The sequence below is a fragment of the Cesiribacter sp. SM1 genome, assembly GCF_020178975.1.
Taxonomy (GTDB): Bacteria; Bacteroidota; Bacteroidia; order Cytophagales; family Cyclobacteriaceae; genus Cesiribacter.
This window is the reverse complement of sequence record NZ_JAHXBU010000094.1, coordinates 320,310-344,629: the sequence shown is the minus strand read 5'-3', so window position 1 is coordinate 344,629 and position 24,320 is coordinate 320,310. Positions and strand designations below refer to the sequence as shown.

23 protein-coding genes and 1 pseudogene are annotated in these 24,320 nt (G+C 48.6%); 13 read left to right on the top strand and 11 right to left on the bottom strand.

All coding sequences use genetic code 11. From position 1 onward, the window contains the following. The first annotated feature begins 29 nt into the window (after positions 1-29). Together KWJ01_RS25600 and KWJ01_RS25595 are read left to right on the top strand one after the other, a co-directional pair. Positions 30-197, top strand: coding sequence for a hypothetical protein (locus KWJ01_RS25600; protein ID WP_224999984.1), 168 nt, complete (start codon positions 30-32; stop codon positions 195-197). A gap of 11 nt (positions 198-208) precedes the next feature. Beyond that, a complete protein-coding gene (locus KWJ01_RS25595) occupies positions 209-1,018 on the top strand; it encodes a hypothetical protein (RefSeq protein WP_224999983.1) in 810 nt (269 codons plus the stop codon). A 1-nt stretch (position 1,019) separates the two neighbouring features. Here the strand turns inward: KWJ01_RS25595 and KWJ01_RS25590 are convergent, their stop codons facing one another. Further along, complete coding sequence (locus tag KWJ01_RS25590; RefSeq protein ID WP_224999982.1) at positions 1,020-1,775, bottom strand: hypothetical protein; 756 nt, start codon at positions 1,773-1,775, stop codon at positions 1,020-1,022. Positions 1,776-2,030: 255 nt separating this feature from the next. Here KWJ01_RS25590 and KWJ01_RS25585 point away from each other — a divergent pair, with 255 nt between their 5' ends. Further along, complete coding sequence (locus KWJ01_RS25585) at positions 2,031-2,630, top strand: RNA polymerase sigma factor (RefSeq protein ID WP_224999981.1); 600 nt, start codon at positions 2,031-2,033, stop codon at positions 2,628-2,630. Further along, a complete protein-coding gene (locus KWJ01_RS25580; RefSeq protein ID WP_224999980.1) occupies positions 2,605-2,844 on the top strand; it encodes a hypothetical protein in 240 nt (79 codons plus the stop codon). Before KWJ01_RS25585 ends, KWJ01_RS25580 begins: the two co-directional genes overlap by 26 nt. A 73-nt stretch (positions 2,845-2,917) precedes the next feature. Here KWJ01_RS25580 and KWJ01_RS25575 read toward each other — a convergent pair whose 3' ends face one another. Continuing rightward, complete coding sequence (locus tag KWJ01_RS25575; RefSeq protein ID WP_224999979.1) at positions 2,918-3,217, bottom strand: hypothetical protein; 300 nt, start codon at positions 3,215-3,217, stop codon at positions 2,918-2,920. A gap of 180 nt (positions 3,218-3,397) precedes the next feature. Here KWJ01_RS25575 and nth point away from each other — a divergent pair, with 180 nt between their 5' ends. Genes nth through KWJ01_RS25560 form a run of 3 tightly spaced genes read left to right on the top strand, consistent with a single transcriptional unit; the run spans position 3,398 to position 7,133 of the window. Next, the gene (gene nth / locus KWJ01_RS25570) at positions 3,398-4,048 is read left to right on the top strand and encodes an endonuclease III (RefSeq protein WP_224999978.1); all 651 of its coding nucleotides are present in this window, start codon (positions 3,398-3,400) and stop codon (positions 4,046-4,048) included. Positions 4,049-4,050: 2 nt separating this feature from the next. Continuing rightward, entirely contained in the window at positions 4,051-5,943 is a 1,893-nt protein-coding gene (asnB, locus tag KWJ01_RS25565) for an asparagine synthase (glutamine-hydrolyzing) (RefSeq protein WP_224999977.1), read from the top strand. 14 nt (positions 5,944-5,957) lie between these two features. Next, complete coding sequence (locus tag KWJ01_RS25560) at positions 5,958-7,133, top strand: glycosyltransferase family 4 protein (protein ID WP_224999976.1); 1,176 nt, start codon at positions 5,958-5,960, stop codon at positions 7,131-7,133. Here the strand turns inward: KWJ01_RS25560 and gldB are convergent. After that, positions 7,130-8,167 (bottom strand): gliding motility lipoprotein GldB, encoded by a 1,038-nt coding sequence (gldB, locus tag KWJ01_RS25555; RefSeq protein ID WP_224999975.1) that lies wholly within the window; start codon positions 8,165-8,167, stop codon positions 7,130-7,132. The two genes, KWJ01_RS25560 and gldB, sit on opposite strands and share 4 nt — an antisense overlap. Between gldB and KWJ01_RS25550 the strand changes: the two genes are divergently transcribed. Further along, positions 8,155-8,781: a porin family protein gene (locus KWJ01_RS25550; RefSeq protein ID WP_224999974.1), complete on the top strand. Its 627-nt coding sequence runs from the start codon at positions 8,155-8,157 to the stop codon at positions 8,779-8,781. The two genes, gldB and KWJ01_RS25550, sit on opposite strands and share 13 nt — an antisense overlap. A 398-nt stretch (positions 8,782-9,179) precedes the next feature. Here KWJ01_RS25550 and KWJ01_RS25545 read toward each other — a convergent pair whose 3' ends face one another. From KWJ01_RS25545 to KWJ01_RS25535, 3 genes and pseudogenes are all read right to left on the bottom strand, one after another. Further along, positions 9,180-10,748, bottom strand: coding sequence for an Rne/Rng family ribonuclease (locus KWJ01_RS25545; RefSeq protein WP_224999973.1), 1,569 nt, complete (start codon positions 10,746-10,748; stop codon positions 9,180-9,182). A 235-nt stretch (positions 10,749-10,983) separates the two neighbouring features. After that, positions 10,984-11,871: a tetratricopeptide repeat protein gene (locus KWJ01_RS25540; RefSeq protein WP_224999972.1), complete on the bottom strand. Its 888-nt coding sequence runs from the start codon at positions 11,869-11,871 to the stop codon at positions 10,984-10,986. A 30-nt stretch (positions 11,872-11,901) separates the two neighbouring features. Then, a pseudogene (locus KWJ01_RS25535) lies at positions 11,902-12,240 on the bottom strand (HU family DNA-binding protein); the annotation flags it as partial. Between the two features lie 122 nt (positions 12,241-12,362). Between KWJ01_RS25535 and mutY the strand changes: the two are divergent. The 5 genes from mutY (at position 12,363) to recG (ending at position 18,821) form a co-directional block, all read left to right on the top strand. After that, a complete protein-coding gene (gene mutY / locus KWJ01_RS25530) occupies positions 12,363-13,460 on the top strand; it encodes an A/G-specific adenine glycosylase (RefSeq protein WP_224999970.1) in 1,098 nt (365 codons plus the stop codon). A 64-nt stretch (positions 13,461-13,524) separates the two neighbouring features. Continuing rightward, positions 13,525-14,007 (top strand): single-stranded DNA-binding protein, encoded by a 483-nt coding sequence (locus tag KWJ01_RS25525; protein ID WP_224999969.1) that lies wholly within the window; start codon positions 13,525-13,527, stop codon positions 14,005-14,007. A 27-nt stretch (positions 14,008-14,034) separates the two neighbouring features. Then, positions 14,035-15,531 carry a gliding motility-associated protein GldE gene (gene gldE, locus KWJ01_RS25520; protein WP_224999968.1) on the top strand — a complete coding sequence of 499 codons (1,497 nt, stop codon included), beginning with the start codon at positions 14,035-14,037 and terminating at the stop codon, positions 15,529-15,531. A gap of 356 nt (positions 15,532-15,887) precedes the next feature. Then, positions 15,888-16,502: a gliding motility lipoprotein GldD gene (gene gldD / locus KWJ01_RS25515; RefSeq protein ID WP_224999967.1), complete on the top strand. Its 615-nt coding sequence runs from the start codon at positions 15,888-15,890 to the stop codon at positions 16,500-16,502. 219 nt (positions 16,503-16,721) lie between these two features. Next, positions 16,722-18,821 carry an ATP-dependent DNA helicase RecG gene (gene recG / locus KWJ01_RS25510; RefSeq protein ID WP_224999966.1) on the top strand — a complete coding sequence of 700 codons (2,100 nt, stop codon included), beginning with the start codon at positions 16,722-16,724 and terminating at the stop codon, positions 18,819-18,821. Here recG and KWJ01_RS25505 read toward each other — a convergent pair whose 3' ends face one another. The 5 genes from KWJ01_RS25505 to KWJ01_RS25485 form a co-directional block, all read right to left on the bottom strand. Next, positions 18,822-19,034 carry a hypothetical protein gene (locus KWJ01_RS25505; RefSeq protein ID WP_224999965.1) on the bottom strand — a complete coding sequence of 71 codons (213 nt, stop codon included), beginning with the start codon at positions 19,032-19,034 and terminating at the stop codon, positions 18,822-18,824. 582 nt (positions 19,035-19,616) lie between these two features. Then, positions 19,617-20,546: a mechanosensitive ion channel family protein gene (locus KWJ01_RS25500; protein ID WP_224999964.1), complete on the bottom strand. Its 930-nt coding sequence runs from the start codon at positions 20,544-20,546 to the stop codon at positions 19,617-19,619. Between the two features lie 284 nt (positions 20,547-20,830). After that, positions 20,831-22,630, bottom strand: a complete 1,800-nt coding sequence (locus KWJ01_RS25495) for an acyl-CoA dehydrogenase family protein (protein ID WP_224999963.1) — start codon at positions 22,628-22,630, stop codon at positions 20,831-20,833. A 120-nt stretch (positions 22,631-22,750) separates the two neighbouring features. After that, positions 22,751-23,926, bottom strand: a complete 1,176-nt coding sequence (locus KWJ01_RS25490) for an acetyl-CoA C-acyltransferase (protein WP_224999962.1) — start codon at positions 23,924-23,926, stop codon at positions 22,751-22,753. A 32-nt stretch (positions 23,927-23,958) separates the two neighbouring features. Further along, the gene (locus tag KWJ01_RS25485) at positions 23,959-24,306 is read right to left on the bottom strand and encodes a four helix bundle protein (RefSeq protein ID WP_224999961.1); all 348 of its coding nucleotides are present in this window, start codon (positions 24,304-24,306) and stop codon (positions 23,959-23,961) included. Positions 24,307-24,320: the final 14 nt, after the last annotated feature.

The window sequence follows — 24,320 nt, the reverse complement described above, 5'->3', positions numbered from 1 at the left end:
AAGTATTATAACGCTGCAACAAGCGGTGAATGTTTAAACTGGCACAATACTTTATAGCAGATTTAGGTGCTGGTTCGGGCACTGCTCCGGCACCGGAGCAAAAAATTGCCTGCCACACCATGATTCTTGATATTGTTCAAAAAAATGTTAGTGTTGCTATAGCTAAGTTCAGCTATTGTTGTATTTTTACTTTATAACGCGCTGCCCCATGCTAAAGACAATTTATGTAGCAACAGGCCTGTTTTTAGCCTGTGTAATGCCAGTAGCTGCACAAAAACTGCAGCTTTCTGCCGAAGGAGGCTTCCAGCAAAGCTGGATACCCGATTATACGGAACGAGCTGTAATGCCGGGGAATTATCCGTTATCGCCCCCGGGCTATTCCAGCACTGCTTATGTGGTAGATATTGCAACTGCCTATCAGGAAAAGCCCGGCGGCTACCTGAAGGGTAACTTAAGTTATGCCCTGAATGACCGGCTACAGCTGTACCACAACCTTGGCCTGCATCTGTTAAGGTTTCAGCCCAGGGTTGAGCTGCAGAACATGAGGACTTTTTCCGGAGAGGGGCTGTGGGTTGAGGCGCCCGAAGCAGCACCAGAAGATCGTATGATTATTGGAAATGATCAACGCAGCGGAAAAACAAGTATGCTGTATCTGAGCCAGGAGCTGGGCGCCCGCTACCGGCTGCTGCCAAAAATATGGATTGGCGGTGGCGTAAATCTGTCACATCGTCTCTATTCACAGGTGTGGGTTCAGCAACTTAGCATAGGGTCAGTTGTGCCCGGCCAACAGCCGGTTTATGCCATCACAACAGAAAAAGACAAAAGCGGGGCAAACTTTAATGATCAGGTGCTGGGCGTTCACATAGGAGGGGCTTATGATCTGTGCAGCCATCTTTCCCTGTCGCTGGGGCTTCAGCATAGCTTAACACCTGTTTATACGGCAAACGATGCAGCCAGTAGAAGGGCCAAAGCTAACCTGCTTAGCCTGGGTGTTCAGTATAAACTGAAGCGTTGGTAAGCTAATTTGCCGCCTTAGGCTGGCTTTTTACTTTAAACTTATATCCTACAGTAAGGCTAAAGCTTATAGGTTTTATGGGGCCGGCCGGCTGGGCCTCTGCCGTATAAAGCGACTGCAGGCTTTGCCGTATGCCGGCGGTGGTGGTAATTCCCAGGGGAAGCTCATAAGAAAGGCTGGCTTTCAGGCCCAGCTGTGTGTCCCGTAATCCGTGGCCGGCTTTTGTATATGCTTCTGAAGTGCCGGGAGTACCGGCTTCAGGGGGAAAGAGGGGCATGTTCTGCACCGAAGTAAGCAGGGTGCCCGCATAGCCACCTGCACTTAGCAGTATACGTGGTGTAACTGAGTAGGCGCCTTCCAGGCTCTGGTGCAGAAAAAGAAGCTCGATGTCTGACTCGGCAAAGCTGTACTGCATGTTGCCACTGGTGTAGAGTGTTTTCTCCACTCTTCTTCTGTAGCGCATTTGCTGCAGGCCGGTTTCCAGCCGCAGACTCCATTTGTTGGCTACTTGTAATTGAGTGCGCAGTCCGGCTTCCGGTGCTGGTAAAGTGTAATGCAGGTCTCTGTCGGTGGTGTTGTATAGAGAGGCATGCCCGCCACCCCACACAGGAGGGTTCCAGGTCTGATCCAGAGTTTTGTCCTTCATCAGGCTAAGGCCAATCCCGGCATAGGGTTGCAGGCTCAGTTGCTGTGCTGTAGCCATATGTGCTGCTCCCATCAGGAGTGCACACAACAGGAGAGAGAAAAAAGACTTCTGCATGAGTCAATATTAGTGATATATGAACATTTTGGCAAGATACTTGAGGCTGTTGTTATTGAGTAGCAGAGAGTTGTGAGGAGCCATTAACGTTAAAATCTGTTAATTCTTGCCTAAAGCCTTACTTCTATTGCTAATTATGCTGCTGTTCGGTATATTTGAGTAAAGACCGAATACCCTTCTAAAAATTTTTAATTACTAAACCTCTAGACCCGATACTATGGCCTGAACCTCTACGTTAGCTTAACAGACAATTACATGAGGAAAAATGGATTGAACGATAGCGAATTAGTGCTGTCGTACAAAAATGGCAACGAAGAGGCCTTTAAGACACTCGTCGAGCGTCATAAGTCGAGGATTTATACGGCTATTTACCTGATTGTGAAGGATGCCGAGATAGCAGAAGATCTTTTACAGGATTCCTTCGTAAAAGCTATCAACACCATCCAATCAGGACGTTATAATGAGGAGGGCAAATTCCTTCCCTGGATATTGCGCATCGCGCACAACCTGGCTATAGACTACTTCCGCAAGCAGAAGCGGTATCCCGTGGTAAACATGGAGTATACCAACCCTGTTTTTAATACGGTGGAGTTCTCCGAGGGCACCTATGAGGATGAACAAATCCGGCACGAAACACACAACCTGCTGTATCAGCTCATTGCAGAGCTGCCAGATGCACAGCGAGATGTTTTAATACGCCGGCACTTCATGCAAATGAGTTTCCAGGAGATTGCTGATGCAACCGGAGTAAGCATTAACACCGCGCTGGGTCGTATGCGATATGCGCTTATCAATCTTAGAAAAAAGATGGAGAGCAATAATATCGCCTATGATCAAAACCTTTACCCCGGATGATTTGCTAAGGTACCTTTATGAGGATACCTCAGTTGAAGAAAGCAAAGAAATTGAAATCGCGCTTCTGACAGATGAGCGCCTGCAGCAAGAGTGGGAGCAACTACAGAATGATTTCCAGTTGCTTGACGATCTGCTTCTTGAACCTTCGGAAGCAGTAACCGACAGAATTATGCATTGGGCGGGCGCCATGAATATGGCAGCCTTAAGAAGTTAAAAACTAAATTAAATGCAGAAGCCCTGTTTACACACGTAAACAGGGCTTCTGCATTTATTATGTTGTTCTGTTGCTAACTATTTTGCTTTCTGAAATTGAAAGCACCACCGATTACAAAAATCATCCCCAGGCCGGCAAGCGCCATTGGAAAGCCTAAACCTGCTTCTGATACGGCATCACTGCTGTTTAAGCCAGCAGCCTGCGATTCTTCATCTTCTGGTTGTATGGTGTTGCCGGTGTTTTTCTCCGCCACCTGTTCTACAGATGTATGTGTGTGTTCTGCAATCTTTAACTCATAGGTAAAAAGAAAACCCAGCCAGACCATAGCCAAACCCAGCACAACCAGTAAAGTGTATAATTTCCGGGTACTCATGCTTCCATCGTCTAAAAATAATACAGTGCTTTTGTAGCTGTACTGGGTGTAACGAGGCTACAGATTAAAAAGGTGCAAGCTTTGCCATGTTTTTAAGGCGCCCGTTTAATTTGTAACTGCATCATACTGCAAAAAACCTCCCCATCTGCCCAAATACTGTATTTTCATTATCTTTGGCTTATGCTAAAAAAAGAGCGATACAAAGCCTTCATAGATTACTTTACTGTTAACATGCCGGAGGCCGAAACTGAACTGGCCTTCAATAATCCATATGAGCTGCTGGTGGCTGTTATCTTAAGCGCCCAGTGCACCGACAAGCGGGTGAACATGACCACACCTGCCTTATTCGAGGCATTTCCCACAGCCCGGCACCTGGCAGCCAGCCATTTCGATGAGCTTTTTCCCTACATCAAAAGCATTTCTTACCCCAACAATAAAACCAAACACCTGCTGGGCATGGCTAAAATGCTGGTGGAGGAGTTTAATAACGAAGTGCCTGCCGATGTAAAGCTGCTACAGAAATTACCAGGTGTAGGGCGCAAAACTGCCAATGTAATTGCCTCTGTGGTGTATAACCAGCCTACCATGGCGGTAGATACACATGTGTTCAGGGTAAGCAAGCGGCTGGGGCTGGTAAACCAAAAGGCCAAAACACCGCTGGAGGTAGAAAAAGAGCTGGTAAAGCATATACCGGAAAACCTGATACCACATGCCCACCACTGGCTGATCCTGCATGGCCGTTATGTATGTGTAGCGCGTACACCTAAATGTAATGTATGCCCACTTACCCATTTTTGCCGGTATTTTGAAAAGAACGTTAAGCAGCTTTAAAGATGTGCGGCCTTAGCCTGATCATAGACCCTGAAGAGGCACTGGCTGCAAAACCTGCCGCAGACTCTCTGCTGCTGCAAATGCAAAGCCGGCAGGAGCACCGTGGGCCCGATAGTGGTGGGGCGGTGAACCTGCCCTGGGGCAGAGGTTTGCTTGCCCTGGGGAGCCGGCGGTTGCAGATCCTGGGCACCACTGCAGCAGCAGAACAGCCCATGCACCGCATATGGGGCAGTAAAAAGGGATGGCTAAGCTACAATGGCGAGCTTTACAATTACACCGAGCTCCGCAATGAGCTGATACAGCAGGGCTGCAGCTTTAGCAGCACCTCAGATACGGAAGTTGTGCTGTATGCGCTGCTTATCTGGGGTAAAGCAGTGCTGCAAAGATTAAACGGCATGTTTGCCCTGCTCTACTACGAGGGCCTGGAGAATGGCGAACCCTGCCTGCTTGTGGCCAGGGACCGCTGGGGGCAGAAGCCCCTTTACTACACCCGGCAAAATAATGTGTGGCTGGCAGCATCGGAGCTGCAGGGCCTGCTGGCCAGCGGGCTGGTGGAAAAGCGGCTTAACGAGCCGCAGCTCATGCACTACCTGCAGTACAAGTTTGCTGCCCGTCCACAGACTTTTTTTCAGAATATTCATGAGCTGGAGCCCGGCCACTATCTGCTCTTTACGCCCCACCAGCAGCCGGTAGAGGGTTCTTTTGTGCCCCCGGCCCCTGCTAATGTAAGCCTGCTATCGCCGGGAGAACTTAATGAGCAGGAAGTGCTGGAAAAGGTAGAGGAGCTCCTGACTGATGCCCTGCTTAACCACCTGCAGTCCGATAAACCGGTAGGCTTGTTTTTAAGTGGCGGGGTAGATTCAACCCTTATGCTGGCCCTGTTGCGGGAGCATGCGGCCTGGCAGCTGCCTCTCTGCTTTACGCTGGGCAACAAGGCCAACGATGCCTCCTGGGGTACGCAGGACTATAAATGGGCTGAAAAAGCGGCTACTCAATACCAGGCCTCCCACCAGCACCTGCTCCTGGAGGCCGATACAGTGTTGGGCAGGTTTCAGGAGCTAAGCCATCGCCAGGATCAGCCTGTTGCCGACAGTGCCTGGATAACGAGCTGTTTATTAAGCGAACATGCAGCCGCTAAAGTAAAGGTAGTACTAAGCGGGGCAGGTGCCGATGAGCTCTTTGCAGGCTACCACCGCCATAGCGCATTTGCAAAATACTTAGATCACCAGGGCCTGATAAAATCATTACTGCCCTTTCTCAGGAGTGGCAGCAACCTACTGCCCGCAGGCAGAAATGTGCCGGGCCGTAAGCAATGGCAGCTGATGAAGAAGTTTGGCAAAAACCTAAGTGGCAATCCCTACCAGACCTTTGTTAATTTCACCAGCCTGTCTATACTCGCAAATGGTGCCCGGGTGCAGGAAGCATCAGGGGCAGAGCCGCTGCAGTGGGCGCTGGAGCACGACAGAAAACATTATTTAGTATCTGATTTGCTGGCACTGAACGACAAAGCCGGTATGCAGTGGGGCCTGGAAATGCGCATGCCTTACCTGGATGCACCACTTACAGCATATATTACCCGAATGCCGGCCACTTACCTGTTACAGAAGGGGAGAAAGTGGATACTAAAGGCCCTGCTGCAGAAGTACGGAGGCAAGGCCTATACCCGGCGTGCCAAGGAGGGCTTTGGTCTGCCTTTTGGAGCCTGGGTACAGCAGGATAAAACAGATTTTTTATGGCAGTGGCTGGAGCAAAAGGAACATCCGCTGCACGAAATATTGCCACCCGCCATTACACAGAACCTGCTGCAGGCCCACCGGCAGGGCAGGGCAGACTATAGCCAGGAACTAATGGCACTGGCCTTGCTGGCAGGATGGCTGGAAAAAAACTTTGGCTGAACTGTTTACACCCCATGCGCATTCTCTACCTCCATCAGTATTTTAAAACACCCGAAGAAGGAGGGGCCATACGCTCGTACTATGTAGGAAAAGCTTTGGCCGCGCGGGGGCACCAGGTGCTAATGCTCACCAGCTGGAATGGACCAGTTGAAAAAAGGGAACAGATTGCAGGCATGGAGGTGCATTACCTGCCAGTACCTTACGATAACGCCATGGGCTTCGGCAGGCGCATCCAGGCCTTTGTACAATACCTGTGGCTGGCCAGGCAACGGATAGATGAGCTAATGCCTGCCGACCTGGTGTATGCTACCTCCAGCCCCCTTACCATTGGTTTGCTGGCCCTGTATGCGCATAGACGTTATAAGGTGCCCTACTTATTCGAGGTGCGTGATCTGTGGCCGGAAGCGCCCATCCAGATGGGAGCGATCAGGAATCCATTGCTGATAAAATCTCTTAGAGCACTGGAGAAGCAGATATACCTGCAGGCAGCAGTAGTAGTGGCATTGTCTCCGGGTATTGCCGATGGTATCAAAAAGCTGCACCCCGGGGCAGCAGTACACATGGCGCCAAATATGGCCGATTGTGAATTCTTCAGGCCTGTTCCAAAACCTGCAGCACTGGTAAAAGCCTGGGGACTGGAGGGTAAGTTTGTAGTGAGCTATACCGGTGCTGCCGGGGCTACCAACCACCTGGAGTACCTGCTGGCTGCCGCTAAGGCATGCCAGTGTGCTCAGTTGCCTGTGCATTTTCTGATTGCTGCCGCTGGTAGTGAGCTGGAGCGGCTTAAGCAGGAGGCCGCAGCCTTAAATAACCTTAGCTTTATGCCCTTTGGCGGCAAAGAACAGGTGCGGGATTACCTGGCAGTGAGCGATGCAAGCTACACCTCTTTTGGTCCGCAGCCAATTCTGCAGACCAACAGCCCCAATAAACTGTTTGATGCCATGGCTGCTGCTAAGCTCTGTGTGGTGAATACCAGTGGCTGGCTAAAAGAGTTGGTAGAGCAGCAGCAGTGCGGCTTTTATGCACCTGGTGATAAACCGTCTGAATTTACTGAAAAGCTGCACCCCTACCTGCAGGAGTCACGCCTGCTGGAGCAGGCCCAGGCAAACGCACGCCACACAGCCGAAACCATGTTTTCCCGCAGCACTGTTACGGGAGGTATTGCAGCGCTGCTGGAAGGGCTGGTTTAACGTTCGTTTTCAGGGCGGTATTTTGCCTCATTAAAGATATAGCGGGCATCCGGTAGCTCCATCAGCTGGCGCAGGCTTAGGTCGTCCTTCTTTTCCATAAAAGCGCGTACTATTTGCCAGCCCAGCCAGTTGCCAATACGACCCGGTGCTTTGTCGCCTATTTCCAATGTTTTTGGGCGCTCCTCCAGGTATTTTTTCTTGAGCACGTGGTTGGTCTCGAACAGCAGTTCGTTTTTCAGAAAGTGATTCCAGATGGTTCCCTTGTTCTGGTTTACGCCCTGCAGTTCTTCTGTAGTGTATCCTAAAATAACACTGTCGGCTGCCGAGGGCAGTACAAAATCTACGAAGTAGTAAGATTTTCCGTAGTAGATCATTTCGGCCAGCATGCTTTTATCCCTAAGGTCGGTTTGGTTAAAGCGGGAAGAAAGCAGCAGCATGGCACCCGGCACAACATACTCCGGTGCATAGCGGTGCAGAATATACTGGGGCAGCTCCTGCGGGCGGTAGGTAGCGGTTGGTCCCAGGAAATAGTCAAGGCCTATCACGATCATATCTTCTGTCATGAACAGATCGGTGCTAAAGCCACTTACTACTGTGTAAATTACCGGGGGCTGAAATTCAGGATAGTAGAACTTAATGTATTTAAAAGCTGTCTCAAACTGTTCTTCCCAGGCTTTCAGGTCCGGGAAGATCTGCTGCGACTCGCGGTAAACAGTATCGAGGTGCGGATCTTGCGAAAGCTGCCAGAGCTGATCTACAATAACCGAATCGTTGGGATATTCGTTAATCCTCAAAAAGTTCTGGGCGAATAATTCGTTTTCCTCTAAAAATGCTTTTATTTCGTCCCTCGATTTTGCTTCGAAGAGAGGTTGCTCCAGTCTGTGAATGCTTACTTCCACTTCAATATCAGATACATCGGGTCTGTCTATAGCATCATCAGCATTGTTGCCGCAGCTAAATAGCAGCAGGCAAAGAGGAAAAAGTATTAATAAACGATATATAAAGGTTAACTGATTGTTGTATGAAAAAGACATGTTTGTTTTTGCTGGGTTTGGTATTAGCGTTTGGCGCTCAGGCACAAAGTAAAATAGGAATAAAGTTATCTCCAACCCTTTCTTCGAACCGTATCAATTATGAGGGAAATGATGCGGCATTTTCTTCTGATGGAGTAGGAGGCCGCTTTGTGTTCGGGCCCATTTATGATCATTTTATCACCGATAACTATTCTTTTAGCACAGGTATACTGTATGCCCCTAAACGGGTAGGCCTGGAGATCAGGCGGGGCAATACTCCTACAACGGAATCTTACAGGCTGCAGTACCTTCAGATACCTGCCACCCTTAAATTATTTACAAACGAACTAGCCCTGGATACCCGCCTGTTTTTTCAGCTGGGGGGCCTGCTGGAGGTAAAAATCAATGAGCAGACAGATGTTGATGTGCCTGTTGTGGATCGTTTTCAGTTTTTTGATGTGAGCCTGCATTTGGGTGCGGGTGTGGAGCACCGCCTGGGCTATAACACCATTCTTTTTGGCGGTTTCTTTTACAACAGAGGCCTTATCAATGCGGCTGCCAAGGTAAATGGTTTGGACGATAAGCTTAGAATTAATAACGACCTGTTGGGGCTCGACCTGGGGGTTAAGTTTTAAAAAGAAGCAGGAGCGCTTTTTGCTCCTCATATTCAGGAGCCACCTGGCTAAGCCGGGTGGCTTTTTGTTTTTTTACAAAGTTTTAAAGCTGTGCTGGAAAATACATAAGTACCGAAAAGTACGAAATGGCATATATTATTTTTGTAATTAGCCCCATGGGTCCGGTTGGCTACTTTGCGCTACTTTGCCTGTGTTACGGCTTATTCGGGAGGCGCTCATGCTGTTGTTCTGACGGCATAATTGTTAATAAAGCAAATAAAAGTTACATGCCGAATTGAGGGGGTGTGGAGCGATCTGGCAACTTCCCGGAAGATGATTAAACAAGAAAAGCCCGCTGAATCCATCAGCGGGCTTTTGTCTTCTACTCAAAATGATAGGGTAATAGCTTGTAGCTTTACTTACTTGGGTACTTCAATAACTTCATCTTTACCATTCATGAACCGGTAATCGGTTACGCCCAGTGAGGAGTCCTGCTCCAGGTTAACCCAGCGGTTATACTTCATAAACCACTTCATCCGTTTGGATATAATTCCATTGGTAAAGTAAGAATAGAGGTAGGGGTGCAGGGCCACCTTAATGCTGCGCTCGTTCTGGCGGGTCATGAGGTAGTCCAGATGGTTTTCAATTTCATCAGATACCAGAATGGAAGCTGTTATTTTTCCGGTTCCATTACAGGTGGGGCATTTTTCGCGTGTGGCAATGTTTAGCTCTGGCCTAACCCGTTGCCGGGTAATTTGCATGAGGCCAAACTTGGTTAGTGGCAGTATGGTAAATTTAGAGCGGTCGTCTTTCATTTCATCCTTAACCGCATCATAAACTTTGCGCTTGTTATCGGGCTTACGCATATCGATAAAATCGACTACAATAATGCCACCCATATCGCGCAGCCGCAGCTGCCGGGCTACCTCTTTTGCTGCCTGGAGGTTTACCTGTAGCGCCGTACTTTCCTGATCTTCTGCGGAGTTTGATTTATTTCCGCTGTTTACATCAATCACGTGCAGGGCTTCGGTGTGCTCAATTACCAGGTAACCACCTCCCTGAAGACTAACAGTCTGGCCAAAAAGGCTTTTTAACTGCTTTTCGATGCCGTATTGCTCAAATGGCTTTACTTTGCCGTTGTGGAGTTTTACGATCTTCTGCTTGTCTGGAGCAATGGAGCGGATGTAATCTTTGATGTCGGAATACATCTCCTCTTCGTCGGTAATGATGGCATCAAAACTTTCGTTGAGCACATCTCTAAGAATAGAGGAGGCGCGGTTCATTTCGCCAATGATCTTTTCCCGTGGTTTGGCGCTGCGCAATTTCTTTATTCCGGCCTCCCACTTGTTCACAAGTTCCTGCAGATCGCGGTCTAGTTCGGCAACTTCCTTTCCTTCGGCTACTGTGCGGATGATCACACCAAAGCCTTCGGGTCTGATGGAGGTAATGAGGCGCATAAGGCGCTGGCGCTCTTCTGAGTTGCTTATTTTTTTCGATACATTAATGCTATCGGAAAAAGGCACCAGAATGAGGTAACGGCCGGCAATGGAGAGTTCACAGGAGAGGCGGGGGCCTTTTGTAGAGATTGGCTCTTTAACTACCTGTACCAGAATCTGCTGATTCTTGCTAAGTACCTGTCCGATTTTGCCGTGTTTGTCAATTTCAGGCTCCAGTTTAAAGCTGCCGAGTTTTCCGGCCAGCGCACTACCTGATAGTTTGCCTTGCTGTACCAGCTTGGTAAACTTGTTTAATGACTGCACCCTCGGCCCCAAATCGAGGTAGTGCAGAAATCCGTCTTTTTCGTACCCAATGTCAATGAACGCTGCGTTGAGCCCCTGAGATACTTTACGTACCGTACCGAGATAAATATCACCTACGGTAAACCGACTTTCGTCGTGCTCCAGATGAAACTCAACAAGGCCTTTATTTTTTAAGAGGGCTATACGGCTACCATCCTGAGTAGAATTGATTAACAGTTCGTAACTCAAGGTTATCGTATATTAAGTTAAACAAAAAAAGTACACCTCTCGCATACCCATGCAAGAGGTGAGAAGAGAGTAGCTCGTTAGTTACGCCCTTTCAAGAAGCGCCTTACTTCTTCTTGTGGCGATTCTTTCTAAGTCTTTTCTTGCGCTTGTGGGTCGCAATCTTATGTCTCTTTCTCTTTTTACCGCAAGGCATATCCGTTTTTTTTAGTTTGAACGATAATTAATAAAATTTGCTTTAAAGTCGGCCCAAATAACTGTCTACAGCGGCCTTTACTTCAGGGTCTGTCTCCAATTTCTGCACAGCCAGCAGGTGCTCCCGTGCCTTTGCATTCTGCCCCAGCTCTATATAACTCAGTGCCAGGTAAAAATGCCCTTCCTTGTGGTCAGACGCTAATTTTAACAGCTGCTCAAAACGCTGAACTGCTTTGTCATACTGGCTGCTTTGGAAAGAAAGCACACCCATATGAAAAAGCGCTTCTGTGTTATTTGGTTCACGCTCAAGCACCTGCCGTAGTAATGTAATACCCTGCATAGGGTTTTCTGTTACCACATAAGTAAGTGCCAGCCGTACCTGGGCGTCAGATCTCGTTGGGTCCTGTTCCAGCACCTTTTTAAGGTGGTTGGCTGCGCGCTCGCCATATAAACGCTGCTGCGCAACATCAGGAGCCAGTTGAAACGCTTCGTACCACTGGCTGCCTGCAATATACCGGCGTTCAGTGGTAGGAACGGCTGTAACCGCCTGCTCTGCCCAATGGGCGGCACTGTCGTGCCAGGCCCATTTAGACCAGTTGGCGGCTAATGAGTCGGCAAATATAGCAAATTTTTCTTTATCTGCTGTCTTTGAGGCGCTTTCTTTCAGAGATTGTAGCTTTTCACGCACGGCAAGGGGCAGCTCCTGTCGCTGCCCGCTGTGTAGGTGGCCATCGGCACTGTGGTCATGGCCATCATCTTCGCTATGTTCCTCTACCGCAGGAGTTTCAGCTGTAGCTAAGTCAGATGCGGGCACAGGGCTGGAAGCAGCCAGCTTATCGCTATCGCCATTTACTACCGTTTGCGGCAGGAGGTATATGCTTACTGCTAATACCCCTGCTACTGCCATGCCGGCCCATTGTTTTCCCGTCATTACTTATTTTGTTCTTTGCTCTTAATGAGATTAACCGTCTACTTCTTCGGTTAGTTTCATTTCGTCATTGAACTCCTTCACTTTATCGCTGCTTTTTACCTTGTCGATGAAGACTTTGGAAGGTTTAAAGCTGGGTACAAAGTGCTCATCAATTACCATAGCGGTATTCTGAGAGATGTTGCGCGCAATCTTGCGAGCTCTCTTCTTGTTGACAAAGCTGCCAAACCCACGTACATAGATGTTATGGCCGCTGGCCATCGACTCCTTCACCACATCAAAGAATGCTTCTACAGTGGTTGTTACGTCGGCTTTGTCGATACCGGTCTGCTCAGCAATTTCTGCAATAATTTCAGCTTTCGTCACAGTTTTAGTATTTAAAGGTTTTAACGAACTTGCCGTTTCTCAAAAACGTCCACAAATCTATAAGGCGCTTCCCAATATAAAAACATAGGTTTAGAAAAAATATTACAGCGCCCTAAGGAGTAATAACTTTGTATAAGCAAGATAACCCAATAAAAAACAGTCACTTGGTTGCCGCTAAACTAATTGACTGGTACCTGCGTAACCACCGCGATTTACCCTGGCGGCAGAGCAGGGATCCATACCGGATCTGGCTCTCGGAAATCATTCTGCAACAGACCCGCGTGCAGCAGGGACTGCCTTATTATCAGCGCTTTATCGAGGCTTACCCCAGCGTGCAGGCGCTTGCTGCCGCACCCGAGCAGGAGGTGCTCAGGCTATGGCAGGGGCTGGGCTACTACAGAAGGGCGCGTAACCTCCATGCCTGTGCCCGGCAGGTGGTGGAGCAGCATAGTGGAATCTTTCCACAATCTTACGAAGTGCTGCAAAAATTACCTGGAATTGGTAAATATACTGCAGCAGCAATTGCTTCTTTTGCGTTCCAAAAAGCTGTTCCGGTGGTAGATGGTAACGTATACAGGGTGCTTGCCAGGCTTTATGGCGAAACCACTGACATTGCCAGCCCCGGTGCTTTTAAGGTATTCTTCAACATAGGTGAACAACTTATTGACCGGCAGCAGCCCGACACCTTTAACCAGGCTATTATGGAGTTTGGTGCGCTGCATTGCACTCCCTTAAAACCGCTGTGCCTCTACTGCCCCCTGCAGCAGCAGTGCTGGGCCTTTGCCCACAGCCAGCAGCATGTGCTGCCGGTAAAAAGTAAAAAAGCTGCTGTTCGTTTCCGTTACTTCCATTACCTGGTAATTGTATCTGCAGATGGTAAAATGCTGATGCGCGCCCGGCCGGCCGGAGACATATGGCAGGGTCTGTACGACTTTTACCTGCTGGAGTCAGCATTAACGCTACATGAGGAACCGGAAGCCCTGGAGGAAGACCCGCTGCTGCAGGAGCTGCTCCGGCTGCAGCCCATGTATGAGGCCTCGCCAGCTTACAGCCATCAGCTAACACATCAGCGCTTGCATGTTCGCTTCTTCCTGTTTAAGCTTGCAGAGAAACAGCTTCGGAAACTGGTTTTCCCCCCTGAATTTGTATGGTTTTCGCCATCTGAGGCAGAGCAGATCCCAAAACCGGTGCTAATTCAAAACTATTTGAAAGATGTACGATTTTAAGTATATTGTATAAATATCTACGTAAAAGCCGAAAGGTGTAAACTTTCTTTTAAGATTAATTTTTATGGCTGGAGTAAACAAAGTTATTTTGATTGGCAATTTGGGTAAAGACCCTGAAGTACGTGCCATGGAAAGTGGTCGTAAGGTTGCTAATTTTCCGCTTGCAACTACAGAAACATACAAAGACCGCGATGGTAACCGGCAGGAACAAACCGAGTGGCATAATATTGTTTTCTGGGGCCCTATTGCCGATACCATTGAGCGCTATCTTAAAAAAGGTAACTCAGTGTTTGTAGAAGGCCGCATCCGAACACGCAGTTATCAGGATAAGGACAACCAGACCCGGTATATTACCGAGATCATGGGCCAGAACCTGACAATGCTGGGCGGCAGCCGGTCCGAAGGCAGCGGCGGCGATTATGGCAGTGCCCAGGGTGGTGCCGATAACAGCGGAGGATATCAGAAACCTGCCGGGCAAACAGCTTCACAGCCCCAGCCAACCAGTTTTAGCAACAGCGGTGGCGATGAAGACGATTTGCCATTTTAAAATGATGGTTGAACGAAATATTTGATTTTGGATAATTCTTTAGATGATCCCTACCGGTCGGAGCCGGGAGAACCTCCTTCGGGAAAAAGTTTTGGTAACATAGCCGATCACGGTTCTTCCGGCTTCGGGCAGGTAGGCTTATGGGCTGGTTTGCCCTTTCTGCTGCCCAATTCGCTGCTGCAAATCTCCCTGCAAATTTCTGTATCGCCTTCCGACTGGTTCTTTTATATCATTAGCGGCATAGCCCTGGTGTGCCTGCTCTTGCTTTCTGCCCTTATATCGGGTTCTGAGGTAGCATTTTTTTCTTTTGACAGTGCCGATGTGGCCGAGTGCAACAGAAGCAGTGCTGCAGCTGATAAGAAAGTACTGAAGTTACTGGAAAAGCCCCGGAGCCTGCTGGCCACCATTCTTATCCTTAACAACTTTACCAACATTGCCATTGTAACCCTTTCTACTTTTGTTACCTGGCGGGTTGTGGGTGGCCGTACTACCGAAGGACTGGTGGTTACGGTGCTTACCTTTCTGGTAACAATATTGATTGTGTTCTTTGGAGAGGTGGTGCCCAAGGTATATGCTACCAGCAATAACATAAATTTTGCCCGCCGCATGTCGGGCTTTCTGAGCGGTGCCGAGACTTTCTTCAGGCCTCTAAGCTGGTTCCTGATCAGGTTCAGCAACATCCTGGAGAAACGCATCGTCCGTAAAAACTACCAGATAACCGTAGATCATCTTAACCTGGCCCTGGATATTACCACAAGCCAGGGTACTACCGAGGAGGAAAAAGGAATTCTGAAAGGGATTGTAAACTTCGGAACCCTTACGGTAAAACAGGTAATGCGCTCCCGCCTCGATATAACTGCCTTCGATTATGAGTATGATTTTCATGAGCTCATGGATAAGGTAAATAAATCGGGCTACTCGCGCGTGCCGGTGTACGAAGAAACAGTAGATACCCTCAAGGGGCTGCTCTATGTAAAAGACCTGCTGCCCTACCTGCAGGAAAATGAACATTTCAGATGGCAGGACCTGCTGCGCCCGGTGTTTTATATTCCCGAAACTAAAAAGATAGATTCGCTGCTGAAGGATTTTCAGGAGAAGCGCATACACATGGCCGTAGTGGTAGATGAATACGGGGGTACCTCAGGACTTATTACGCTGGAGGATATTATTGAAGAAATAGTAGGGGAGATCAATGATGAGTTTGACGAAGAAGATATTGCCTACAATAAGCTGGATGAAACCACTTATGTGTTCGAAGGCAAAACTTCCCTAAATGATTTTGCAAAGATCGTAGCTGTTGATTCTACTGTTTTTGAGCCGGTGAAGGGCGAGAGTGAATCACTGGGTGGCCTCCTGCTGGAGATCAACAACAAGCTGCCCCGTGCCGGCGAAAAAATCCATTTTGACCGTTTTGTTTTTACTGTTGTATCAGTAGACATGAAACGCATTAAACGTGTGCGGGTGCTTATTAAGCCTGTAGCTACAGAAGTTAAGCCTGCAAGGGGAGTGAGAGCTTCTTCATAATAGGGTACTAATCCGGAGCAGTAAGCAGCATTTCTTATATAAATGAATAGAATACCTAAAAAGGTCGTTATCTGGTTGGTGGTTGCTGGCATTCTTATGTTCGTGGCCGGCTATTATATTGGTAAGAACCTCGCCCAGTCGGGCCTGTAGGTCTTTTCCATTGCACGGCTCCCGGTGCTTGCCAGCTATGCTCCTGTACAGTTGCCCGCCGTATTATATGGCTGCGTAAGCAGGTGTGTAGAGCAACGCCCTGATGCTGTATTTCTGACTTTATCTGGCGGATTATAACTGCAGGAGCAATAAATTTGTAAAGCCCGGGTTAAACTAAGGCTTGTTTCTATTATTCACTGATCATCATGATATTTCGAATATTTCTGTTTAGTCTGCTAGCCTCTGCTTTATTTACCGCTTGTGGCGGCAGTACAGACTATGTACCCAAACCAAGGGCATACAACCGCATTAACCTGCCGGAGCACAGTTATACTTCCCTGCCCGATACTTTTCCTTACGACTTCGATTACTCCAGCCATGCCCGCATTAAGCCTGACTCCAGCTGGATTGCCGAGCGCTACTGGATTAACCTCTACTATCCGCAACTGGATGCCAACGTACAGCTTACCTATAAGCCGCTGGATGGTTCGGAGCAAAAGCTAAAGGAGCACCTGCGCGATGCCTATAAGCTTACCTCCAAGCACCAGATAAAGGCCTCTGCCATAGAAGAAACAGTGCTAAAGACACCAAGTGGCAAAACCGCCGTGGTAGAAGAATTAAGCGGAGAGGTGCCCAGCCAGTTCCAGTTCTTTATTACCGACTCTACCAGGCACTTTTTACGGGGTGCCCTCTACTTCCGTACTGCCACCCAAAACGATTCGCTGGAGCCAGTGATAGAATATGTAAAACAGGATATCATTCACATGCTCAACACCCTGGAGTGGGAAAGGGACGTAAGTGGTGAGGGAGTGAGGGAGTGAGTTGATCGTTTCGTAATTCTTGCTGTAATACTTTGTTAAACAGTCACAGTAGGGGTGGGCTATTTTTGTAGAAATTTATGAATTTGTAATATTACAAACTTTCTTCAATGGTCAATGAGTGGTGATCAATGTGAAATCGTTGCAGTATCTATTCCATGTGCTTCAGATTCTCCAAAGGAGCGGCCAATCCTCACTCCCTCACCTACTCACAACTAAAACATGGCAGGTTTCTTTAGCACACCCATAGAATACCTGAAGGGAATAGGTCCGCAGAAGTCTGAGCTCCTTAAAAAGGAGCTTAACCTGTTTACCTATAGCGACCTGATCCAGCATTACCCTTTCCGTTACGAAGACCGCACCCGCTTTTACCGCATCTCGGAGCTGGATGAGACAATGCCCCATGTGCAGATCAAAGGCGTTATCCGCTCTATGGAAACAGTGGGAGAGGGACATAAGAAACGCCTGGTAGCTCACTTTTACGATGGCAGCGGGGAAATGGAGCTGGTGTGGTTTCAGGCACAGAAATGGGTGGCAAAGCAGCTAAAGCCTGGTGTGCAGTATGTGGTGTTTGGCAGCCCCAGCCGCTTTGGAGGTAAGTTTAGCATTGCACACCCCGAGATAGAACCATTAAATGCCCAGAGCGACAAAACAGGCTACCTGCAGCCGGTGTACCACTCTACCGAAAAGCTAAAGGTGCGGGGGCTGGATAGCAAGGGCATCAGCAAAATACAGGAGCACCTGCTGGCACTGGCAAAGGAGCATATCAACGAAACCCTTCCACCCGACTTTTTAAGCCTCTACAGCCTGATTGGTAAGCTGGATGCCATGCAGCAGATCCATTTTCCGGTAGATCATGACCGGCTGCAAAGGGCGCGCTACCGCCTTAAGTTCGAGGAGCTGTTTTACATACAGCTGCGGCTGTTAAAACTAAAAGTTACCAGAACTGCTAAATATAAAGGCCAGGTATTTAGTGATCCGGGCCTGCTCACACGCTTCTACAACGAGCAGCTACCCTTTGAGCTTACCGGAGCGCAAAAGCGGGTAATTAAAGAGATTTATGCCGATGTACGCAGCGGTAAACAAATGAACCGCCTGCTGCAGGGCGATGTTGGCAGCGGTAAAACCATTGTAGCCTTTATTACTATGTTGCTGGCCATTGGCAGTGGTGCCCAGGCAGCCCTCATGGCTCCTACCGAAATTCTGGCCACTCAGCACTACCAGGGCCTGCAGCCCTTTGCCAAAAAAATGGGGCTCAATATTTCGCTGCTTACCGGCTCTACCAAAACTAAAATGCGCAGGCAAATTCATGAGGCGCTGGAGGCAGGCCAGCTGCACATACTGGTGGGTACCCATGCGCTGCTGGAAGATCCTGTGCAGTTCCGGAACCTGGGCATGGCTGTAATAGATGAGCAGCACCGCTTTGGCGTAGCACAGCGGGCACGCCTGTGGCAAAAAAACCGGGAGTTTCCGCCGCATGTGCTGGTGATGACAGCCACGCCCATACCCCGTACACTGGCCATGACCCTCTATGGCGACCTGGATGTGTCTGTGATAGACGAGCTGCCGGCAGGGCGTAAGCCCATCAAAACGGTGCATCGCTACGATAGCCACCGGCTGCGCATGTTTGGCTTTATGAAAGAGCAGATAGCCCAGGGCCGGCAGGTGTATGTGGTATACCCGCTGATTGAAGAATCGGAGAAGCTGGATTTAAAAGACCTGATGGATGGCTTTGAGAGTGTCTCCAGGGCTTTTCCGCCGCCGCAGTACCAGGTAAGTATTGTGCATGGCCGCCAGAAGCCCGAGGAAAAAGAATTTGAGATGCAGCGCTTCATCAAAAAGGAAACGCAGCTAATGGTAGCTACTACTGTAATAGAAGTAGGGGTAAACGTACCCAATGCCTCGGTAATGGTAATAGAAAATGCCGAGCGTTTTGGGCTTGCACAGCTGCACCAGTTACGCGGGCGTGTAGGGCGTGGCGCAGATCAGAGCTACTGCATTCTGATGACAGACGTAAAACTGAGCAAAGAAGCACGAATCCGTATCGACACAATGGTGCGCACCAATGATGGCTTCGAAATTGCCGATATAGACCTGAAGTTAAGAGGCCCCGGAGATATTACCGGCACTCAGCAGAGCGGGCTCATGGACATGACCATAGCCGACCTGGGCAAGGATGGCGAGATTATGAAGCTCTCCCGCCAGGCTGCAAATGATTTGCTGGAGGCAGACCCCGACCTTAGCGGGTCGCAAAACAGCAATGTGCGTCGCCAGGTAGAGGCGCAGACGCGTGAAAGAGTTAACTGGAGCCGTATCAGCTAATTAATAGCGGGCGCGCTGGTAACGTGGCTGGTTGCGGCGGCCTTCTTTAGAAATCTGTGAAATTTTAATGCCCAGGAATGTTGCGAAGAACATACCTGATACAATTACAGGCCACATTTCCTGCTTTCCGAAGCAGTTAACAAATACAAAGAAAGAAACAATGATCAGCAGGTTTATGATCAGTGTAAAGAGTGTTTTTTTAATCAGTGTCATGGCACTACAAAGTTAGAGTGGAACTTCTTTTTGGCGTTGCTATGTGATAAGAAATTTAGAAAAAAATTGTCCACTCTCTAAAAAGGGTACAATTCAGGCACTGCCTGTACATGAAAGGTGCTGTTGATAAAATTCATTTTTTGCACTAATGCTGAAAGCAGGCGCCAGAACTTACTCAAATAGCGGGCTAATAAAGAAGTAGTTAGCAGATAGTACCGAAAGTAGGTTTAGAAGTAGATGCCTTGTGTATTACCACTAGCTTGTCTACTTCTTTTTCTATAAGAATTCTTTAGAAATAGCCAATTTTGCGTTTTTTGGGCCTGTTGATGTTTCTTATATGCCTACTGCAGCTTAGATATGTGCAATTAGCGACATAATGTTTTTTAGAAAAGCCAAAGCGCATGCTATTCTTACAGCCATTTTTTGTGTGCAGAAACTGGCTAAATAGCAGTTCCTGGGGAGAAGTAAGGTTTGCGAATGTTGAACTTTAGGAGATTCCTTACGTGATGCACAAAATATTTTGAAAATGTAAAAATTGTTCTCCCCGGGCAGGCGCCTCAGAACCAAATCTTTAGGTTTTTGCTAAGGTTGTTGCTGTTTATTCACTGCTGCTCTGTCTTGCTGCTTGTGTTGTCCGTTAGGCTGGCGAACCGGGAAAGGATCGCCCCCGTAGAACTTAAGCTCGTGTATATCGGCTGGCAGGCTGTAGCCTTCTGCAAGCAAACGTTTTTTAACATTCCGCATAACACGCCCGCGTGTTTCCAGTGCTCCTTTTCTGTAATCATCGGTATTCACCCAGAAAAATATCTTCAGGTCTACGGTGCTTACATTCAACTCTTCTGTTACAACAAATGGCTCGTGTCCTTCTTCATTAATAACTTCCGGCTCTTCCTGAATTGCTTTCAGGATCTCACGGCTTGCACCATCTATGTCATCATCATAGTCTATGCCTACCACAAAGTCAAAGCGGAAAAAGCCATCACGGGTGTAGTTTTCCACAGGCTCCTGCAGCAGGGTGCCGTTGGGAACAAATACATCGCGGCCATCGAAGGTTTTAATATGGGTATAGCGGAAGTCAAGGGCTTTTACCTTTCCAAAAATTTCGCCCACTTTAACAGAATCGTTGATATTGAAAGGGCGGTTAAAAGCCAGGATAACACCTGCCAGGAAGTTTTCGCCAATATCTTTGAAGGCAAAGCCAAGCACTACGGTAGTTGCGCCTGCAGCTGCCAGCAAACCGCCTGCTACCCCGCTAAGACCTGCCGCCTGCAGCCCCAGCATAATCACTAATATAATAAGGGATATTTTGAGCAGGTTGGCAATAAAACGGCCCATGAGGGGATCATCCATGCGGCCTTCCAGGCGCTGTCGCAATAACCTGCTTAGCCATGCGGCTATTAAAATACCAACTACTATTACCAGAATGCCCATGGCAATGCGGGGCAGGGCAATAAGAAACTGCTGCCAATAGCTTTCCAGTATTTCACCGAGGTTTTTGGTGCTCTCTTCCATATCAATTCATATACCTTATAATTAAAGAAGATGCTATGAACAATTGTTTAAGTCAGCCAGGGGTGCTGTGGAAAGGCTTTTATCATGAGGGGTGGAAGGTAACAGAATAAGTACCAGTGCAGCTGCTCTTTGTTAAACGGCGATTCTTTAACAGCAGCAAAACACTAAACACCACCTTATTGCAGGTGCTGCAGTAAAGCTGCTGTTCATGGAAAATTTTTTTCACAAAAAAGCCTCTGCCAATTTTGGCAGAGGCAGTAAAATCCCCTTCATCAATTATCTTATCAGAACGGGTAGCCGTTCTTTTCGATCATGATATCAGCCACACGGCGGCGGGCTTCTTTCAGGTTGAAAGGATCGATTTTGGTGTAGCGTTTCAGGCCCATCAGCATCAGGCGCTGTTCATCGCCCTGGGCAAAGGCATAGATGGCTTCACGGCCTGCCTTGCCTACTATTTCTACGGCATGGTTCAGGTAAATGCGGGTCATGTCTATTTGTGCCTGTACGGCTTCTTCGCCGCGCATGCCAGCCAGCTTTTCGGTGCGTAGCAGGGCAGACTCGGCCGCATATCCCTGGATAAGCATATCGGCAAGGTTCATCAGGATTTCCTGCTCCTGGCCCAGCTTCTGCATAAATTTCTGGGCAGCAGCACCTGCAATCATCAGGCCGGCCTTTTTCAGGTTGTTCAGCACTTTTTTCTCTTTCACAAAAAGGCCTTCTTCTTCCTGGGCACCAAAGTCTGGAATAGAGGTAAGGTCTTTCTGTACGGCCATGGCAGCACTCATCAGATCAATCTGGCCCTTCATGGCGCGCTTCATGATCATATCGATGGTGAGCATGCGGTTGATCTCGTTGGTACCCTCAAAGATGCGGTTTATCCGGGCATCGCGGTAGGCGCGGTCCATTGGCGCATCGGCAGAGAAGCCCATACCACCGTAGATCTGTACGCCTTCGTCTACCACATAGTCCAGCACCTCGGAGCCATGTACTTTCAGGATGGCGCACTCAATGGCAAACTCCTCTACAGACTTTAGCTTTGCCTGGGCTTCTTCCATGCCACCGGCTCTTAAAGATTCGTAGGCATCGTCGATGTTCTGGCCGGCACGGTAACCTGCAGATTCTGAGGCATAGGTGCGTGCTGCCATTTCGGCCAGCTTGTGCTTAATGGCACCAAAGTTAGCAATGGCCCTGCCAAACTGCTTGCGCTCATTGGCATACTGCACGGCATTGGCGGTAACTGCCTTGCAGGCACCAAATGCGGCGGCTGCCAGTTTAATACGGCCAATGTTCAGGATGTTTACTGCTATCTTAAAGCCGTTCTGGCGCTCGGAAAGCATGTTTTCCTTAGGTACAGGGCAGTCGTTAAAGAAGATCTGGCGGGTGGAAGAACCCTTGATACCCATTTTCTTCTCTTCTTCATTCATGGTGATGCCACCAAAGCTGCGCTCTACAATAAAGGCGCTTAGGTTTTCGTCGTCATCAATCTTGGCAAACACAATGTAGATATCGGCAAAGCCACCGTTGGTGATCCACATCTTCTGGCCATTGATGATGTAGTGCGTGCCTTCAGCATTGAGAACAGCCTTTGTTTTGCCGCTGTTGGCATCGGATCCGCTATCGGGCTCAGTTAAGCAGTAAGCCGCTTTGTACTCGCCGGTGGCCAGCTTGGGCAGGTATTTTGCTTTTTGCTCTTCGTTGCCATAGTACAGGATTGGCAGGGTGCCAATGCCAGTATGTGCCGAAAGGGCTACGGCAAAAGAGTGGCCTGGGCCTGTGGCTTCTGCTACCAGCATGGAGGTGTTAAAGTCCATGCCAAAGCCGCCGTACTGTTCAGGTACTGATGTGCCCAGCAGGCCAAGTTCTCCGGCTTTGTCCATCAGGCCGGGCATCAGCTCGGGATGCTTCATAGAGTCGATCTCTTCCAGACGCGGATAGATTTCTGTTTCCAGAAAGTCCTTGCAGGTCTGGGCAATCATACGCTGTTCTTCACTCCACTCTTCGGGAATGAATACCCGCTCTGCCGGGGTTTCTTTTATCAGAAATTCACCACCCTTGATGGCTTCTCTTTTATCAGTTGTTTCCATCTTTTTTGTATTTAATATTCAATGTTATGTACAGGGTATGGGGCAATGTGTATCTGGCGTTTGTGAGCGAAGGCATTTTCTATGTTTTAACTGCCGCTATTACCAGATGCTACTTACCCGCTACTGTAAAAATTCAAAGATGCCGGCTACGCCCTGGCCACCGCCTACACAGGCTGTTACCATACCATATTTGGCATTGCCACGCCGTTTGGCTTCGTTGATCATGCTGATGCTAAGCTTTGCTCCGGTACAACCCAGTGGGTGGCCCAGGGCAATGGCGCCACCATTTACATTAAAGTTGGTGGTATCCAGGTCAAGCTCGCGTATTACTGCCAGGGACTGTGCCGCAAAAGCCTCGTTCATCTCGATAAGATCGAGGTCGCTCTGTTTGAGGCCTGCATATTTAAGAGCTTTTGGAATAGCAGCAACAGGACCAATGCCCATGATGCGGGGTTCCACACCGGCTGCGGCGTAAGAGACAAAGCGGGCATCAGGCTTCAGGTTGTTTTCTTTCAGAAACCTTTCGCTTACCACCATTACAAAGGCAGCACCATCGTTGGTTGGCGAGGAGTTACCTGCCGTTACCTTGCCACCCAGGCGGAATACCGGCTTAAGGCTGCCCAGTGCTTTCAGGTTGGTGTCGGGGCGTGGGCCTTCATCTTCCGCTACGGTATAGGTGCGGGTCTTTTTCTTCATGTTTTCGTCCAGGTAGGTCTCTTCTACCGTTATAGGCAGAATTTCGTCTTTAAACTTGCCCTCCTGCTGTGCCTTTACTGCTTTCTGGTGGCTGGCCAGTGCAAACTGGTCCTGGTCTTCGCGGCTAATGTTGAACTCCTCGGAGATATGCTCTGCCGTTAGCCCCATGCTGGTGTAGTATTCCGGAAACTGGCTGGCTATTTTGTAGTTCAGTGCCGTGCGGTAGCCCATGATGGGTACCATTGACATGCTTTCGGTGCCACCGGCAATAATGCAATCGGCCATGCCTGCGTTTACACGGGCGGCGGCAATATTAATGGCCTCAATGCCGGAGCCGCAGTAGCGGTTAATGATCATACCCGGCACTTCCTTAGGTAAGGAAAGCAGGGAGATCATCCGGCCCATCTGCATGCCCTGTTCGGCTTCGGGTACGGCATTTCCTACTACCAGGTCATCTACCTGGTGAGGGTCTATGCCTACCTGGCTTACCAGGTGTTTGATCACATCGGCAGCCAGATCATCGGGCCGCGTAAAGCGAAACCCGCCCTTCTTGGCCCGGGTAACCGCTGTTCTATATCCGTTTATTATGTATGCGTTCATTTTTTGGTATTGGGTATTGAGTATTGGGACTACTACAGGGTACTTTTAAGCTTGTATAGCATTTTCTGTATTGAATCAAGTTTAGCCGATACTCTGTTTACTTCTTCTTCTGTTAATAAATCTAAGTTTCTGCAGATGATCAGGGTTGTATCAACTTCATTTGCAGATCCGCTTGCGTAGCCAATGAATTGTTTAAACTCGCCAGAAGTCGCTCGTCCGGCCCCTTCAGCTATATTCAATGCGATGGAGACACAGCTTCTTCGCACTTGTGATTGCAGCCCAAATCGTTCTTCAGCAGGAAATTGAGCAGTTAGTTTGTAAATGTCAGTTGCAAGCGCCACAGCTTCTTGCCATACCTTAAGCTGTTTATAATTATGCATTGACTATGTCTAAA